At 66.9% G+C, this 17,837-nt stretch carries 12 protein-coding genes; 4 read left to right on the plus strand and 8 right to left on the minus strand.

Going from position 1 to position 17,837, the window contains the following annotated elements; translation table 11 throughout:
* Window positions 1–2 precede the first annotated feature (2 nt).
* The gene (locus HWW87_RS09620) at window positions 3–1,070 is read left to right on the plus strand and encodes a maleylacetate reductase (RefSeq protein WP_175820098.1); all 1,068 of its coding nucleotides are present in this window, start codon (window positions 3–5) and stop codon (window positions 1,068–1,070) included.
* Between the two features lie 167 nt (window positions 1,071–1,237).
* On the opposite strand, the gene HWW87_RS09625 is transcribed toward HWW87_RS09620, so the two are convergent.
* Window positions 1,238–1,678, minus strand: coding sequence for a nuclear transport factor 2 family protein (locus HWW87_RS09625; RefSeq protein WP_175820099.1), 441 nt, complete (start codon window positions 1,676–1,678; stop codon window positions 1,238–1,240).
* A gap of 46 nt (window positions 1,679–1,724) precedes the next feature.
* A complete protein-coding gene (locus HWW87_RS09630; RefSeq protein ID WP_175820100.1) occupies window positions 1,725–3,749 on the minus strand; it encodes an NADPH-dependent 2,4-dienoyl-CoA reductase in 2,025 nt (674 codons plus the stop codon).
* A 152-nt stretch (window positions 3,750–3,901) separates the two neighbouring features.
* Here HWW87_RS09630 and HWW87_RS09635 point away from each other — a divergent pair, with 152 nt between their 5' ends.
* Entirely contained in the window at window positions 3,902–4,468 is a 567-nt protein-coding gene (locus tag HWW87_RS09635) for a PadR family transcriptional regulator (protein ID WP_175820101.1), read from the plus strand.
* Window positions 4,469–4,627: 159 nt separating this feature from the next.
* Here the strand turns inward: HWW87_RS09635 and HWW87_RS09640 are convergent, their stop codons facing one another.
* From HWW87_RS09640 to wecB, 5 genes are all read right to left on the minus strand, one after another.
* On the minus strand, window positions 4,628–5,608 hold the full coding sequence (locus tag HWW87_RS09640) for an NADPH:quinone oxidoreductase family protein (RefSeq protein ID WP_175820102.1): 981 nt from the start codon (window positions 5,606–5,608) through the stop codon (window positions 4,628–4,630).
* A gap of 144 nt (window positions 5,609–5,752) precedes the next feature.
* The gene (locus HWW87_RS09645) at window positions 5,753–7,582 is read right to left on the minus strand and encodes an acyl-CoA dehydrogenase (protein WP_175820103.1); all 1,830 of its coding nucleotides are present in this window, start codon (window positions 7,580–7,582) and stop codon (window positions 5,753–5,755) included.
* A gap of 175 nt (window positions 7,583–7,757) precedes the next feature.
* Window positions 7,758–10,082: a xanthine dehydrogenase family protein molybdopterin-binding subunit gene (locus tag HWW87_RS09650; protein WP_175820104.1), complete on the minus strand. Its 2,325-nt coding sequence runs from the start codon at window positions 10,080–10,082 to the stop codon at window positions 7,758–7,760.
* Complete coding sequence (locus HWW87_RS09655; RefSeq protein WP_126360814.1) at window positions 10,079–10,540, minus strand: (2Fe-2S)-binding protein; 462 nt, start codon at window positions 10,538–10,540, stop codon at window positions 10,079–10,081. The genes HWW87_RS09650 and HWW87_RS09655 overlap by 4 nt, the downstream gene beginning before the upstream one ends.
* Window positions 10,541–10,994: 454 nt before the next feature.
* Window positions 10,995–12,212 (minus strand): UDP-N-acetylglucosamine 2-epimerase (non-hydrolyzing), encoded by a 1,218-nt coding sequence (gene wecB, locus HWW87_RS09660; protein WP_175820105.1) that lies wholly within the window; start codon window positions 12,210–12,212, stop codon window positions 10,995–10,997.
* Between the two features lie 1,319 nt (window positions 12,213–13,531).
* Between wecB and HWW87_RS09665 the strand changes: the two genes are divergently transcribed.
* Together HWW87_RS09665 and glmS are read left to right on the plus strand one after the other, a co-directional pair.
* Window positions 13,532–14,620, plus strand: a complete 1,089-nt coding sequence (locus tag HWW87_RS09665) for a hypothetical protein (protein WP_175820106.1) — start codon at window positions 13,532–13,534, stop codon at window positions 14,618–14,620.
* 47 nt (window positions 14,621–14,667) lie between these two features.
* Complete coding sequence (glmS, locus tag HWW87_RS09670) at window positions 14,668–16,485, plus strand: glutamine--fructose-6-phosphate transaminase (isomerizing) (RefSeq protein WP_175820107.1); 1,818 nt, start codon at window positions 14,668–14,670, stop codon at window positions 16,483–16,485.
* 347 nt (window positions 16,486–16,832) lie between these two features.
* On the opposite strand, the gene HWW87_RS09675 is transcribed toward glmS, so the two are convergent.
* The gene (locus tag HWW87_RS09675) at window positions 16,833–17,801 is read right to left on the minus strand and encodes a hypothetical protein (RefSeq protein ID WP_175820108.1); all 969 of its coding nucleotides are present in this window, start codon (window positions 17,799–17,801) and stop codon (window positions 16,833–16,835) included.
* Window positions 17,802–17,837 lie beyond the last annotated feature (36 nt).

Genomic DNA, 17,837 nt, shown 5'->3' on the forward strand with positions numbered 1-17,837 from the left:
CCATGAACTTCATCTACCACGCACGCCCCGCACGCGTGATCTTCGGGGCGGGCAGCCTCGAGCATCTCGAACGCGAAGTGCTGGAACTCGGTGCGCAGCGCGCGATCGTGCTCTGCACGCCGGAGCAGCGCGACCTCGCGCAACGCATCGTCGAGCGGCTCGGCGCGCGCGCCGCCGGGCTGTACGACCGCGCGACGATGCACGTGCCGATCGAGATCGCCCGCGATGCGCAGGCATTCGCCCGGTCCTGCGGCGCCGATTGCGCGGTCGCGATCGGCGGCGGCTCGACGATCGGTCTCGGCAAGGCGATCGCGCTCGAAAGCAGCCTGCCGATCCTCGCGATCCCGACGACGTACGCCGGCAGCGAAATGACACCGATCTACGGACTGACCGAAGGCGGCGTGAAACGCACGGGCCACGACGCACGCGTGTTACCGAAGACGGTGATCTACGATCCCGCGCTCACGGTCACGTTGCCGGTCGAACTGTCGGTGACGAGCGGCCTCAACGCGATTGCGCATGCCGCGGAAGGGCTCTACGCGAACAACGCGAATCCGGTCATGAGCCTCGTTGCCGAAGAAGGCATTCGCGCGCTGGCGCGCGGCCTGCCCGGCGTGCGGCGCGACCCCGCCGATCTAGACGCGCGCGGCCACGCGCTCTATGGCGCGTGGCTGTGCGGAATGGTGCTCGGCAACGTCGGCATGGCGCTGCACCACAAGCTCTGCCATACGCTCGGCGGCAGCTTCAATCTGCCGCACGCGTCGACCCACACGGTCGTGCTGCCGCATGCGCTCGCGTACAACGCGGCGCACGCGCCGGACGCGATGCAGCGGATCGCCCGCGCGATCGGCACGAACGACGCCGCGCGCGGCCTCTACGCGCTGGCACGCGACAACGGCGCGCCGGTCTCGTTGCGGGCGATCGGCATGCAGGAAACCGACCTCGATCGCGCCGCCGATCTCGCGGCCGCGAATCCGTACTGGAACCCGCGCCCGATCGAACGCGACGGCCTGCGCGCGTTGCTGCAGGACGCCTTCGACGGCAACCTGCCCGGCTCGACGATGCGCTGAGCCAAACACACGACAAACCAATAAACGAAACCGTCATGGAGACAACCCGCATGTGCCGTTCGGCGCGGCGCGCCTGATCGGCTGGCTGGTTCATCCGACGACGGAGCACGCCCGCGGCACCGTGATCGTGTTCGGCGGCCCGAGCTGCGCCGTAGCCCCCACCCCGCTCAACCGCCGGTCTTGAACGCCGGCAACTGCTGCCCGAGCCGCGCGCCCATTTCCGCACCGAGCGCCTGCAGCGCATTGAACGGCCGGATCATGACCTCGAACTCGACGATCCGGCCGTCGTCGTCGAAGCGGATCATGTCGATTCCCTTCAACGCCTTGTCGCCGATGGTCGCGCCGAACTCCAGCACGACGCTCTTGCCGTCGTCGGTCACGAACTGGCGGTGATACGTGAAGTTCTCGAGGATCGTGATCACCGTGCGCAGCGCCATCAGCAGCGCGGGCGCCGGCCCGTACGGCTTGAACGCCATAGGCGAACGGAACACGGCGTCCGGATGGACGATCGATTCCAGCGCGCCAAAATCCTTGCGCTCGACCATCGCGTGCCATGTATCGAGCGATTTCGCGACAGCGGGATGAAGAGGCAGCGGGGAGTGTGTCATCGAAGTCTCCAGCATCGTGGTTGGACGGAAAAGAAACGAATCGGTATCAAAGGGTCGCGGCCAGCGTCGTGCCCTGGTGAATCGCGCGCTTCGCATCGAGTTCGACGGCCTCGTATGCGCCGCCGATCAGATGCACGCGGCATCCGGCGGCCTGCAGTTGCTCCGCCAGCTCGCGCGACGGCTCCTGCCCCGCGCAGATCACCACGCTGTCCACCGGCAGCGTCTGTTCCACGCCATCGATCGTCACGTGGAAACCGTCGTCGTCGATACGCCGGTACGTGACCGCCGACGACATCCCGACGCCGCGCGCCTTCAGCGCGGTGCGGTGAATCCATCCGGTGGTCTTGCCGAGCCCGTCGCCGACCTTCGACGCCTTGCGTTGCAGCAGATGCACGTGCCGCGCCGCCGGTTCGGGCCGCGCGGCGCCCAGCCCGCCGGCATTCGCATACGATCGGTCGACACCCCATTCGCTGAAGAACCGGTCTGCGTCGACCCGCTCGGCGCCGTCGCGATGAACGAGATACTCGGCGACGTCGAAGCCGATGCCGCCCGCGCCGACGATCGCGACGCGGCGGCCGACGGCCTGGTCGTCGCGCAACACGTCGAGATAGCCGAGCGCCTTCGGATGCCCGATGCCGTCGATCGGCGGCGTGCGCGGCACGATGCCCGTCGCGATCACCACTTCGTCGAATTCGCCCTGCAACAGCATTTCGGCGGTCGCACGCGTATTGACGTGCAGCGCGATGCCGCGCAGTTCGATCTGCCGGCGGAAGTAGCGCAGCGTTTCGTTGAACTCTTCCTTGCCGGGCACCTTCTTCGCGATGTTGAACTGGCCGCCGATCTCGGCGCCGGCTTCGTACAGCGTCACCGCGTGACCGCGTTCGGCCGCCGTGACCGCGAAGCCGAGGCCCGCCGGCCCGGCACCGACCACCGCGATCCGCTTGCGCCGCGGCGCGGGTTGGATCACGAGCTCGGTTTCATGGCACGCACGCGGATTCACGAGGCACGACGTGATCCTGCCGCTGAACGTATGGTCGAGGCACGCCTGGTTGCAGCCGATGCACGTGTTGATTTCGTCCGCGCGCCCTTCCCGCGCCTTGCGGACGAATTCGGCATCGGCGAGGAACGGTCGCGCCATCGACACCATGTCGCAATAGCCGTCGGCGAGCAGTTGCTCGGCGACTTCCGGCGTATTGATCCGGTTGGTCGCGACGAGCGGGATGCCGACCTTGCCCATCAGTTGCCGCGTCACCCATGCGTACGCGGCGCGCGGCACCTTGGTCGCGATGGTCGGAATGCGCGCCTCGTGCCAGCCGATGCCGGTATTGAGGATCGTCGCGCCGGCCGCCTCGATCGCCTGCGCGAGCCGGATCACCTCGTCGAGCGTCGAGCCGCCTTCGACGAGATCGAGCATCGACAGCCGATAAATGACGATGAAGTTCGCGCCGACGCGCTCGCGCACGCGCCGCACGATCTCGACCGCGAAGCGGATGCGGTTGTCGTACGCGCCGCCCCACGCATCGTCGCGGTGGTTCGTGCGCGCGGCGATGAATTCGTTGATCAGGTAGCCCTCGGACCCCATGATCTCGACCCCGTCGTAGCCCGCATGCTGCGCGAGCGCCGCGCATCGCACGAAATCGGCGATCGTCTCGTCGACCTCGTCGCTGCTCAGCGCATGCGGCGTGAACGGGTTGATCGGCGCCTTTAGCGCACTCGGCGCCGCGAGCGCCGGGTGATACGCATAGCGCCCGAAATGCAGGATCTGCAACGCGATCCTGCCGCCCTCCGCCTGCACCGCGCGCGTCACGACACGATGGCGTTCGGCTTCCGCTTCGGTCGTCAGCATCGCGCCGCCCGGCGCCGGACGGCCGCGCTCGTTCGGCGCGAAGCCGCCCGTGACGATCAGGCCGGCCTCGCCTCGCGCACGCTCCGCATAGAACGCAGCCATCCGCTCGAAGCCGTTCGGCGCTTCCTCGAGGCCGACGTGCATCGACCCCATCAACACGCGGTTCCGGAGCGACGTAAAGCCGAGTTCGAGCGGGGTCGTCAAATGCGGATAACGGGATGTCATCGGGCGTCTCCATTTTTTATGCAACAAGTTGCACTGATAGTAGCTCGTCGATTTCGTTTATGCAACATGTTGCACAAACAAGCTCCCGCCGTTTGTGCTGCGGCCCCGATATGGCAAGATACAGTTCATTGCGCAGCCTCCTTCGATCCGACATGTCCCTGCCTCACGCGCTTCTCACCGCCCTCGCCGAACGCCCCGGTTCGGGGTCCGAGCTCGCCGACCGTTTCGATCGCTCGATCGGTTACTTCTGGCAGGCGACGCACCAGCAGATTTATCGCGAACTCGGGCGTCTCGAGGAAACGGGCTGGATCGAATCGCTGCCCGCCGAGTCCGGCCGCGGCCGCAAGCGCGCGTACCGGATCCTGCCGGCCGGCAAGAAGGAATTGCGACGCTGGATCGCGGAACCGGAAGATCCGACACCGCTGCGCGAAGCGCTGATGGTGCGTCTGCGTGCGGAAGCCGTGCTCGGCCCGGCCGGTCTCGAGGACGAGATCAGGCGGCGCATCGCGCTGCATCAGGAAAAGCTGGACGTGTATCTGCAGATCGAGGCGCGTGATTTTTCGACGGCCGGCGATCCGGCGGCCGGCGGTCCGGCGGCCGGCGATTCGCGCACGAAGCGCCTGCAGCATCTCGTGCTGCAGGCCGGCATCGCGAACGAGCGGTTCTGGGTCGAGTTTTCGCAGCATGCGCTCGATACGCTGCGCTTGCCGAAGGATTGAAGGCGCCGACGAAGGACGGGCGGCGTTCGTTTCAGCACCGCTCGGCATCGTGCGCCGGTGTCGCTGGTCGCGACGTTTCTACAGCAGGTCGCGTCGCGCCCGCCGTCGTGACGAACCCGCCGCGCGGCCCGCATTGAATCGCCGCGCGGCGCAACCGGATCACGCGTCCGGAAGAATCACCACCTTGCCCTTCACCTGCCGGTTCGCCATCCGCGCGATCGCGTCGGCCGCACCGGCCAGCGACACGCGTTCGGTGATCGCGGGCCGCACCTTGCCGGCCGCGAACCATTCGGCGAGCAGCCGCATGTTCGCGGCATGCTGCGCCGGATCGCGCCGCACCGCATCGCCCCAGAACACGCCGAGAATGTCGCGCTCCTTCAGCAGCGCGAGGTTCAACGCGATCTTCGGGATCTCGCCGGCCGCGAAGCCGACCACGAGGAACCGGCCGCGCCACGCGGTCGCACGCAGCGCCGCTTCGCTGTATGGGCCGCCCACCGGATCGTAGACGACGTCGGCGCCGCGCCCGCCGGTCAGTTTGTCGACGCGGCGGCGCAGGTCTTCGGTCGCATAGTCGATCGTCTCGTCGGCGCCCGCTTCACGGCACAGCGCGAGCTTGTCCGCGCTCGACGCCGCCGCGATCACGCGCGCGCCGAGCGCTTTCGCGATCTCGATCGCGGCGATCCCGACGCCGCCGGCCGCGCCCAGCACGAGCAGCGTCTCGCCCGCCTGCAGCCGCGCACGCTGCTGCAACGCGTGCAGCGACGTGCCGTAGGCGAGCACGAGCGCCGCGCCCTGCTCGAACGTCATCCCCGGCGGCAGCGCGGCGAGCTGGTGCGCATCGGCCACGCACTGCTCCGCGAACCCGCCGTGGCCGGTAAACGCCATCACCGAATCGCCGGGCCGCCACGCGGTGACGCCCTCGCCGACCGCGTCGATCACGCCGGCAAACTCGACGCCCGGCGAAAACGGCAGCGCCGGTTTCACCTGATACAGCCCCTGGACGATCAGCGCGTCGGGGAAGTTGAGCGACGCCGCCTTCACCTGGATCCGGACCTGCCCGGCAGCCGGCTCGGGAATCGCGACGTCCTCGATGCGCAAGCGGTCGATCGGGCCGAATGCGGTACACAACAGGGCTTTCATGCGCTTTTGTCTCCTTGCGCGGTGTGGCCGCGCATCGGTGCAGTGTGCGGGATACCCCCCGCGCGGCCGGTTCACGACGAGCACGCGATGGCCATCGGCATCGACAAGATCGTCGGTATTCCGGAATGTTTTTTTAAGCCACGTTCAGAACCACGCGTCGCGCATGTCGAGCGTCGTCGTGTCGACGCTCGACAGCAGGTCGAGCTGCGCATCCACCTTCGGCAGTTCCCAGCGGAAAAAGTAACGGGCCGCCGCCCGCTTGCCGTCGTGGAAATCGCCGTCGTGCCCGTGCGCGGCGAGCGTCACGTCGAGCCATAGCCATGCGACGACGAGATGGCCGAATGCTTCGAGATACACGCTCGCGTTCGCAAGCCGCGTCTGCGGATCGCCGATCGCGCTCAACTGATGCGTCACGTCGCACAGCCCCGCCCAGCGCTGCGCCAACGCATCGGCCTGCTCGCGCGTGCCGGCATCCAGCGCTCGTGCACGCTCGACGGTCGCGCCGATCCGCGCATCGAGCGCGCGCAGCGACGCGCCGTCGTCCTGGGTCACCTTGCGGCCCAGCAGGTCGAGCGCCTGGATGCCGTGCGTGCCTTCGTGAATCGGATTCAGGCGGTTGTCGCGATAAAGCCGTTCGACCGCGTAGTCGCGCGTATAGCCATAACCGCCGTGCACCTGGATCGCGAAATCGTTCGCGGCGAGACACCACTGCGACGGCCAGCTTTTCGCGATCGGCGTCAGGACGTCGAGCAGGCGCGCGGCATCGGTGCGTACCGCCGCATCGTCGTGCGCGCGTGCTTCGTCGACCTGCTTCGCGCAATACAGGATCAACGCGAGACCGCCTTCGACGTAAGCCTTCTGCGCGAGCAGCATGCGCCGCACGTCCGGATGGTCGACGATCGGCGCCTGCGGCGCGGCCGCATCCTTGCCGGCCGGCCCGAGCGGGCGCCCTTGCGGACGGTTGCGCGCGTAGTCGAGCGCGTGCAGATAGCCGGTATAGCCGAGCGCCACCGCGCCCGCGCCGACCCCGATGCGCGCTTCGTTCATCATGTGGAACATGTACGCCAGCCCGTGATTCGGCTGGCCGACCAGGTAGCCGATCGCGCCCGCACGCCCTTCCGGCCGATAACGCGTCCCTTCGCCGAAATTCAGCAGGCAGTTGGTCGTGCCGCGATAGCCCATCTTGTGGTTCAGCCCGGCGAGCACGACGTCGTTGTGCTCGCCGTTCGCGTCGCCATCGGCGCCCGTCAGGAACTTCGGCACGATGAACAGCGAAATGCCGCGCGTGCCGGGCTGCAGCCGGCCGTGTTCGTCGGGGATCTTCGCGAGCACGAGGTGGACGATGTTCTCCGCCATCTCGTGCTCGCCGCCGGAAATCCACATCTTGTTGCCGGTCAGCCGGTAGCGCGCGCCGAGCGGCGAATCGCATTCGAAATCGGCGCGCGTCGCGATGTCGGACAGCGACGAGCCGGCTTGCGGTTCGGACAGGCACATCGTGCCGAGGAAACGCCCTTCCAGCTCCGGGCGCGCGAACGCGTCGATCTGCGCGGCGCTGCCGTGCGCGACGAGCAGGTTCGCATTGGCGACGGTCAGGAACGGATACGCGGCGGTCGCGATGTTCGCGGCCTGGAAGAACAGGAACGACGCGGCTTCGACCAGTTTCGGCAAGCGCATGCCGCCGAGCGCTTCGTCGTGCCCCGCGGCGATCAACCCGGCGTCCGCGAACGCGCGCACGGCCGGTTCGACTTCCGGGATCAGCGTCACGCGTTCGCCGTCGAACTGCGGCTCCTCGCGATCGCCGCGCGCCGCGTGCGGCGCGAACAGGTCTTCGGCAATCCGCTCGCTGGTGTCGAGCACCGCGTCGAAGGTCTCGCGGCCGTGCTCCGCGTAGCGCGGCAGCGCGGCGAGCGCTTCGGCGTCGAGCCAGTCATACAGCAGGAACGCGAGATCGCGTCGCGACATCAACAGGCTCATCGTGCTGCCTCCCGGGGTGCCGGCCATGTCAGCCGAATGAAGGGTTGCGTGACTGCAAGTGCTGGCAGGAATTTAGCACGGTCGTTCGCAAACGACAACGGCGAGCAAGCTAGTCCGCGTATCCGGGAGGTGGACCGGGCCGCACGACGCGGCCCGGCGCGGGACAGATGCCGCGTCAACCCGCCTGCGGTTTCGCGAGCTGATCGGCAATCGGCAGGCTACGGATGCGCGTGCCGGTCGCCGCGAAGATCGCGTTGGTCAGCGCCGGTGCGACGGGCGGCAGGCCCGGCTCGCCGACACCGCCGAGCGGCGTCGCGAAGTCGTCCGGCGCGACGAGATGCACGCGGATTTCGCGCGGCGCCTCGTTCATTCTCAGCACCTGGAAGCCGTTGAAGTTGCTCTGCTCCGGGTGGCCGTCCTTGAACGTGATCTCGCCGTGCAGCGCGATGCCGAGCCCCATCACCACCGCGCCCTCGAGCTGCGAGCGCACCCGCTCCGGATTGACCTGCGGCCCGCAGTCGATCGCGATGTCGACGCGCGGCACCGAAATCTTGCCGTCCGCGCCGACCTGCACCTCGCACACCGCCGCCGTGTACGACACGAAGCTGCGATGCGCGGCGATCCCGAGCCCGTGCCCCTTCGGGAGCTTGCGCCCCCAGCCGGCTTCGCGCGCGACCGTCTCGACCACACGCCGCAGCCGCCCCGTATCGACCGGATACAGCGCGGGATCCTCGCCGTAGTTCACGTATTTCACCGTGATGTGCGGCTCGAAACGCCGCGCGGGCCCGATCAGTTCGAGCAGGAAATCCTTCGGATCGCGGCCGGCCGCATGCGCGAGCTCCGACACGAAACTCTGGATGCCGAACGCATGCGGGATGTTGTACACCGAGCGGAACCAGCCGATCCGCGTGTGCGCTTCCGCGGCCGGATTCTCGATCCGCACGTTCGGGATCGCAAACGGCAGATCCGCAATGCCTTGCGCGAGCTCGCCCGGCTGCTCGTGCACGACGCCGGCGCGGAACGTCGACTGGATCGACGGCGCGACCGTGCGATGCTGCCACGCGACCACCTTCCCCGACGCATCGATCCCGCCGTCGAACGCTTCGAGCGACACCGCGTGGAAGTAGTCGTGCGCGATGTCGTCCTCGCGCGTGAAGGTCAGCTTCACGGGCGCGCCGACCGCCTTCGACAGCAGCGCGGCTTCCACCACGTAATCGGGCTTCGACTTGCGGCCGAAGCCGCCGCCGAGCAGCGTCACGTTGACCGTCACGCGCTCGGTCGGCACGCCGAGCGCCTTTGCGATCTCGTCGCGCGTGGTCTGCGGCGCCTGCGTGCAGGTCCACACTTCGCAGCGGCCGTCGGCCACCCGCGCGACGGCCGCGGGCGGCTCCATCGTCGCGTGTGCGAGATGCGGAATGTAGTACGTCGCGCGCACGCGTTTCGCGGCGCCGGCGAGTGCGGCGGCCGCGTCGCCGTCGTTGCGGATCACGTCGCCCGGTTGCGCGGCGGCCGCTTCGAGCGTCTTGCGATATTCGGCCGAGTCGTAGCCCGCGTTGGGTCCGTGCTTCCAGTCGATCTTCAACTGCGCGCGGGCCTGGATGGCCGTCCACGTATCGCGCGCAATGACGGCCACGCCGCCGAGCGGCTGGAAGCCGGACGGCAGCGGCGTCGACGCCAGCTGCACGATCTTGACGACACCCGGCAGCTTCTCGGCGGCCGACGCATCGAATGACGCTACCGTATCGCCGTAGACCGGCGGGCGCGCGACGACCGCATACAGCATGCCGTCGAGCCGCGTATCGATCCCGTACTGCGCACGGCCGCCGACGATGTCGCGTCCGTCGATCAGCGCCGTCTTGCCCTTGCCGATATAGCGGAATTCTGCCGGCGCCTTCAACGCGAGCGTCTTCGTATCCGGCACCGGCAGCGCGGCCGCTTTCGCCGCCAGCTCGCCGAAGCCGAGCTTGCGCCCGCTCTTCGTGTCGACGACCTCGTGCACCGTCACCTTCACCTGGCTGGCATCGACGCCCCATGCCGTCGCTGCCGCCTGCGCGAGCATCGTGCGCGCGGCCGCCCCCGCGCGGCGCAGCGCGGCGAAGCTCTGGCGCAAACTGCGCGACCCATCGGTGTTCTGGTTGCCGTAGCGCGGCTCGTCGCCGACCGCTTGCGCGACCTTCACGCGCGCCCAGTCCGCGCCCAGCTCGTCGGCCACCACGAGCGCGACGCTCGTGCGTACGCCCTGCCCCATCTCGGAGCGGATGCAGGTCACCGTGACCGTGCCGTCCGTTGCGATCGCAACGAACAGGTTCGGATCGTCGCGCAAGCCGTGCGGCATCCCCGCGCCGCCATACTGCGGATTCGCGCTGACGGGCGGCTGCACCGGCGCGGCCGCGTGCGCCAGCGACGGCACACCAAACGCGAGCAGCAGCCCGCCGGACGCGAAGCCGAGCAGCAGCGCGCGACGGCTTTCGTTGTGGACGGAGAGTTCGGGCGCGCTCATGCGTCACCTCCGCGGCGCACGGCAAGCCGGATCGCCGCGCGAATGCGCGTATAGGTGCCGCAGCGGCAGATGTTGCCGGACATCGCATCGTCGATGTCGGCGTCGGTCGGATGGGGGTTCGTCTTCAGCAACGACGCGGCCTGCATGATCTGTCCGGACTGGCAGTAGCCGCATTGCGCGACGTTCAGCTCCTGCCACGCCTGCTGCAGCGGGTGCGTGAGGTCCGTCGACAGCCCCTCGATCGTCGTCACGCGCTTGGCCGACGCCGCCGCGACCGGCGTGATGCACGCCCGGATCGCCACGCCGTCGAGATGCACGGTGCACGCACCGCACAGCGCCATGCCGCAGCCGAACTTGGTGCCGGTGTGGCCAAGCACATCGCGCAGATACCAGAGCAACGGCATGTCGGGATTGCCGTCGAAGTGCTGCTCGCTACCGTTGACGGTCAGCGTGATCATCGTTCACCTCCTGGTTGCGATGCCCGCCGGGCAGGCATCGGGTGGGGATTCGAACGGCGCGGCGCACATTCAGAACGATCAGGCAGGCGTGGCGCCGTTTCGTCGACCGTGTCGCGTGCAGGCACGGCCGGGCAGATGCCGCGAACGATGCGGCCGGCCGGTTGCCTGCGCAACCTTTCAACGTCACGCCGGCCAGCGGCTCGTCAGCACGGATCGCCGTCCGCATTATCGAACCATTTCGGATTTGACGTCGGATCGGGGGGATTCGGGAGTTTTAGGCAAGCGGGGAGGAAGCACGGCCAGGAACGGGAGGTGTCGGTGGCGTGACTTTTGAATGCATCGGGAAAATTCGGTCTGGGCCGCACACAGGCAAGCATCCGGCCGACCTCGAGGCCGAACCGGATGCCAGACGTCTGCGTAGAACGCGCCGGAAGACGCTACCGCGCGATCCGCCTCACGGCGACCGCAACGCCTGCAACCCGAGCGTGAGCGCGTTGAACGGCATCTCCGCGGTGCCCATCGAGAAGCTGGTCGTCTTCGTGGGCACGCCGGGCGTACGCATCAGCGCATGAACGATCCGCTCGCTCGCATGGCCGTCGCCGTACGGATTGCTCGCGCGCGACATTTCCTCGTACGCGCTCTCGCTGTCGAACAGCCGCGACGCCTCCCACACGATCCTGTCCTGATCGGTACCGACGAGCCGTGCGGTGCCGGCCTGGATCGCTTCGGGCCGCTCGGTCGTCTCGCGCGTGACGAGCACCGGCTTGCCGAGCGCCGGTCCTTCCTCCTGAATGCCGCCCGAATCGGTGATGATGAAATGTGCACGCGACATCAGGAATACGAACGAAAGATATTCCTGCGGCTCGATCAGGTAGATATTGGGCACGCCGCCGAGCCGCGCACGCGCCGGCTCCCGCACGTTCGGATTCATGTGCAGCGGATAGACGAACTGCGCGTCGCGATAGCGGCTCGCCAGCGTGCACAGCGCGTCGCAGAAATTCCGGAACGGCTCGCCGAAACTCTCGCGGCGATGGCCAGTGATCAGCACGACGCGCCGCGACGGTTCGAGAAACGGGAAGTATGCGGCGACCTTGTCCGAGAGCGCGGCGGTATGGTCCAGCATGCGCTTGACCTCGTGCAGCGCATCGATCACGGTGTTGCCGGTCAGCGAGACCGCCCCGCCCGGCACCCCCTCGCTCAGCAGGTTGTCGCGTGCCTGCCCGGTCGGCGCGAAATGCCATGACGACACCGCATCGGTCACGCGGCGATTCAATTCCTCCGGCCACGGCGACCAGATGTCGCCGCTGCGCAAGCCGGCCTCCACGTGCCCGACCGGCAGATAGCGATAGAACGCTGCAAGGCTCACCGCAAGCGTGGTCGTCGTATCGCCGTGCACCAGCACGATGTCCGGCCGCAAGTCGTCGAAAACCACGCCGATCGCCTGAAGAATGCCGGTCGTCACGTCGGTCAGCGTCTGGCTTTGCCGCATCAGGTTGAGATCGTAGTCGGGCTTGATGTCGAACAGCGTCAGCACCTGATCGAGCATTTCCCGATGCTGCGCGGTCACGCATACCCTGGCATCGACACCCGCTTGCGCCTTCAGCGCACGCACCAGCGGTGCCATCTTGATGGCTTCCGGCCGAGTCCCGAACACAAGCAAGATCTTTTTCATCGTTATCCTCGTTTAGCCACTTCGCACCTGGCGATCCTGAACGTGGCGCAAAGCATATATTCGGGCGGCGCATCCCCTGCTCGCACGCGATCAACACGCGGCGGTGTCGTGGGGCGAGCGCGCCGCCTCGTCCGCGCGGTCCGGGCCGCGCGAATCGTCGTACTACCGGTGTCCCCTTGCGCTTGATCGGTCACGTCATGATTCGTTCCTCGCTGTGTCGGGCGTCACGTTGGTTCGTCACGCCCTCTCCACTACAGCAATATTCAAACCATCCGCCCTGCGGGCGCGTCCGGTCCGCGCAGTGCACACGACACACACGCAGCGCGTGACGGAATGTTTCACAACTGCTACGAGCGTCGCATCGCCGGCCGAGCGCGTACGGACAAACATCCGGTCGGTTGCGCGATCCGTCCGACGGCGTCGTCCGATGAATCGCGAAGTCATATCGAGCATCCGTTGCGCATTGAACCGCACGCCTCTTTTGAAGCGCTTTGTGCCGCCTCGACTCGCAACCTTTGTCCGTGCAGTGCGCGGCACGTCATCGACGCCCGGCCACGGTCATGCAGGAGAATTTCCCGACACGCAACGCCGTTCACGTCGCACGAATCGAAGGGCGGGAAATGTTGCGAATGTGAAACACGCATTCGGCACGGGATGGTTTCATCGGAGTCCGGTTCATCCGGTGTACGCAGCAGCGGGTATTTCGCCCCCTCCATATAGTTGCACACGCACCTAATTTCACAATGTCGAGCAACCACGCAAAGCCGCTCCCGGCAAGGCGGCGCAGGTTCGGCAGACAAATCGTTGGCCGTGAGACACGTATGGGCTGCGACATCGACCGCGCGGTCGCGCCGCTTGCGCACCAGCTGATTCTTCGATGAATCAAAACGTGCCGCCGCCGCCCGCCCCGCGCACCCAGCCGGCCTCCCGACCCTTGCTGCGCGGGGCGTCGCGGCCGATGGCTCACGCCTTGCTTGATTCCAGACGGGTGTGCGCCCCGAAGCGCTCGTACGACAGCCGACGGACGGGCACGCCCAAGCAACGAAGCCGGGACGGGACGCGTCCGCGCGGAGCGGAGGACGGCCGCTCATGCGTGACGAGCGTGCCGTCGCGGCCCATTGACCTCCGCGCGAACCACGGTCCGCCTTCCTGCTCTCATGTGAGGAACGGGCCCGGCAGCGCGAATAACGGCACCAGCCTCAAGTTCACCGGCGCCACGGTGAACTTGAGCCACAACGTCGACATGCTCGCCAGGCGCGACGCGGCCAACGCCGCGCCCGGCACGATTGCGCAGGACCACCGCGCAGGAGCCTACGATCATGAACCGGCTCGCGCTTTTCCCGATCACACGCTCACGCGTCGCGGCCATCGTGCGGCTGTGCTGCCTGCGGTGCGTTGCCTGCTGTGTCGCCGCGTGCGGCTTCACGCTGTACGCGAGTGCCGCCGAGCTCCGGATCAACGGGCTGTACCAACGCCCCGACGGGGCGATTACCGTGCGCCTGAATGGCGCCGGCGTCGATCCTTATTTCGCGGCGAAGGCGCTGCTCGCCGCGGACGACGCGCAACTCGACGCCCATCAGGCAGCACTCGCCTGGATCGCCTGGTTGTTGCCGCGCCAGCGCAACGATGGCGGCTTCGATCGCTACTGTGTGAAAAACGACCGGTACAGCGCATGCGCCGAAGCTGACACCGACGACGCGATGATGGCAACCTGGATCGAGTTGCTCGCCCGCTTCGCACCACCCGACGGCTTGCCCGCCGCATGGGAACTCAGCCTGAACCGCGCGGGCATGCATCTGGACACGCTGCTCGACAAGCCCGCCGGCGTCTATCGGATCTCGTCGTCGCTGCACGTAGCGTTGCTGATAGACAACGTCGAGGTACATAGCGCATTCCAGGCTCTCGCGGCGTACTACGTCCGGCACGCCGACTATTCGCACGCGAGCCCATGGAGCCAGCGCGCCGACCGGCTCGCATCGGCCATCCTGAAAATATTCTGGCGCGGCACGCAATCCGGCTTTCGCGCCAGCACGCAGCAGGTCAGCGATACGAGCTTTTATCCGGCGAAAATCGCGCAAATCTTTCCACTCTTGTCTGGCATTCAGGTTCCCGAACAATCCAGTGAAATGATCTATGCGCAATGGATGCAGAAATACGGAAAGACCTGGCAACAACTCGCCGGCAGTGATTATCCGTGGGGTTTGGTCGCGCTGGTCGCGTCCAGGATGAACGACTGGAGCACGATCGCCTGCTGGCAGGCTCGATCCGGTCCGTACCGTCACGGCGCACACTGGAACGTACTGGAGGAGTCGCTTTATCTGGCATTCGAAAGCCGAATGGTCGCCCCCGTCGCGCCCGCTCGATGCGGATTCACGATGGCGGCGGCAACGGCAGCCGCAACGCGCTGACGCAAGGGCGCGCGATCCATGATCACCAAAAGAGAAGGAGACCTGTCATGTGTGGCATCGTCGGCGCGGTCGCGCAACGGGACATCGTCCCGATTCTGATTGAAGGTTTGCGCCGCCTCGAATATCGCGGCTACGATTCATGCGGCGTCGCGACGGTCGTCGGCGGCCAAGCTCGCCGAGAGCGCAGCATGTCGCGCGTCGCCGACCTCGACGCGCACGTGCGCAGCGCCGGCCTAACCGGCAGCACCGGCATCGCGCACACGCGCTGGGCGACCCATGGCGCGCCGGCAACCTGCAACGCGCATCCGATCTTCTCCCGCGATGAAATCGCACTCGTGCACAACGGCATCATCGAAAACCACGAAGCGTTGCGCCAGCAGCTTTCAGACGAGCACTACGAGTTCGACGGCCAGACCGACACCGAGGTCGTCGCGCACCTGATCCACAGCAAGTATCGCGGCGACCTGCTCGCCGCCGTGCGCGATGCGACGTCGCAGCTTCACGGCGCCTATGCGATCGCCGTGTTCAGCAAACACGAGCCGCAGCGGCTGATCGGCGCGCGGGCCGGCTCGCCGCTCGTCGTCGGCGTGACGGACGGCGAATGCTTTCTCGCGTCCGACGCGCTCGCGCTTGCCGGTATCACCGATCGCTTCATCTTTCTCGAGGAAGGCGACCTCGTCGAGTTGACGCCGGGCGGCGTGCGGGTGCTCGATCGCACCGGCGCACCGGTCGACCGTGCGATACAAACCGTTTCGTCCGCGCAAGGCGTGGTCGAACTCGGGCCATACCGGCATTTCATGCAGAAGGAAATTTTCGAGCAACCGCAGGCCGTGGCCGCGACCATCCCGGATGCGGGGCTGTTCGATCCGGCCGTATTCGGCCCGGACGCCGCGCGGGCGTTCGAGCAGATCGACAACGTGCTGATTCTCGCGTGCGGCACGAGCTATTATTCCGGCCTGACCGCGCGCCGCTGGCTCGAGACGATCGCGCGCGTGCCCGCGCAGGTCGAGATCGCGAGCGAATACCGTTACAGCGACGCGCTCGCTATGCCAAACACGCTGGTGGTGAGCGTGTCGCAATCCGGCGAGACCGCCGATACGCTCGCCGCGCTCAAGTACGCGCAGGCGCTCGGTCATATCGATACGCTCGCAATCTGCAACGTGCCGACCAGCGCGATGATGCGCCAGACCGGCCTGCGCTTCCTGACGCGGGCCGGCCCGGAGATCGGCGTCGCGTCGACCAAGGCGTTTACGACGCAGCTCGTCGCGCTGTTCATTCTCGCCGTGACGCTCGGGCGGCTGCGCGGCTACGTCGACGACGCGCAGCTCGCGCGCTACACGATGCAACTCAGGCGACTGCCCGGCGCGCTCGAAGACGTGCTCGGGCTGGAGCCGCAGATCGCGCGCTGGGCAGTGGAATTCTCGCAGCATGAAAACGCGCTGTTTCTCGGGCGCGGGCTGCACTACCCGATCGCACTCGAAGGCGCGTTGAAGCTGAAGGAGATTTCGTATATCCACGCGGAAGCGTATCCGGCAGGCGAGCTGAAACACGGGCCGCTCGCGCTCGTGACCCAGACGATGCCCGTTGCAACGATCGCGCCGAACGATGCGCTGCTCGAAAAGCTCAAGTCGAACATGCAGGAAGTACGGGCGCGCGGCGGCCAGCTTTACGTGTTCGCCGACGCCGATACGCGGATCGACAACAGCGAAGGCGTATCGGTACTCCGGATGCCGGATTACTACGGGTTGTTGTCGCCGATCCTGCACGTCGTGCCGTTGCAGCTGCTCGCCTATCATGCGGCATGCTTGCGCGGCGCGGATATCGACAAGCCGAGGAACCTGGCCAAATCGGTGACGGTCGAGTGACACCCGAGCGTATCCGCGGATGGTCTTGAAATGCCCGAACTGGGCCGTCCTGCACGATTCGAACGTGCGACCTTCGACCTGGACGAATGGAAGCTCGAAATGCCGGACCCTTATGCCCCGGGGAGCCTGATACCTGGATTGACGACTACATCGAAAATCCCGTCAACGAATAATCGTCATCATTGACTGAAATGGCGTGCTCGGCGACGGGATGCGTGTGGTGCCTTACGCCGCAGGATACGTTCTGAAATCATTTACGATCAGTGACTGCCGCACCGAGCCTCCCTTCGCATTCAACGCGCTGCTAGATCGCTCACTTCTTCTCGGGCTTCCGAGGTGACGCAGAATCAGCGTTCCGTCCCGGCAGGCCCGGCCGCAGGAGGCTTGGCCTTCCAGGTTGCAAGCGCGCGCGTGAGGTCGTTTGACATATAGTGGGGCCCATCGAACAGATAGGCCGGATAGCCGCGATAAGCCAATAGCTGCCTGCCCAACTCGTCGGCGCTGGCTGAACGGAACCCCCCATGCTCGGCGGGCCTGAAGGCCTCGGCAATGACCCGCACGCGTCGTTTACCCAGTCGTGAAGCCAGTTCGTCGAGGTAAGTGCGTGCGACGTCGGGCTCGCGCGCATAGACGCCGCAGCCGTCCTGGAAGAACACCCCGACATCCGAAGGCAGCCACGATACGAGCCAGTCCGCCAGCGCCTTGCCGCCGATATTGGTCTGGTCGTAGACGCTCACCCACAGCGGACGAGGCAGCCGCTGCAGGACGGCAGCAAGCTTGGGCGCGTCCTGCCAGGTCGGATCGATTTCGACCGGGAAGTAGTAGCCGGTGACATGCAGCGGGACAGGTACGCGCGCCGCCTCCACGGACTGGTCCGCGAGTGTCGACAGATGGGTGCGCGCACGTTTTTCGTCCTGGTAGCCGGCCAGGCCCAGGATGACGTTTCTGGCCCACGGCTCGCGACCGATGCGTTCCCAGTCGGGAAGGTGCGCCGCGGGACGGATGCGGGTATGGGCCACGTACGCGGTATCGTCGACGACGACCCACTGGATCAACAGATCGTGCACGCCAAGCTGTTGCCAGCTTCCGACGGGATTCGTCGTCGTGTTGTCCACCTGCCAGACGATGCCGTCAGCATGCACGTCGCGCGCCGTCCAGCTACACGCGGCCATGGCGAGCGATGCACCGATGATCGCGAGCGTCGCCGCCCGGGGCGAACGCGGCGCGGGCAAGCACCGGCGCGGCCGGCCGGCCTGTCGGAACCGGCCCATACGCTGTTGAAGCCTGCGCAAGGCCGGGATGGCGTACGTAGTCATCGCTGCCTCCCGGAAAACATTCCCGCGCGTCATCGT

The sequence above is a fragment of the Burkholderia sp. BCC0419 genome, from assembly GCF_902830285.1.
GTDB lineage: Bacteria > Pseudomonadota > Gammaproteobacteria > Burkholderiales > Burkholderiaceae > Burkholderia.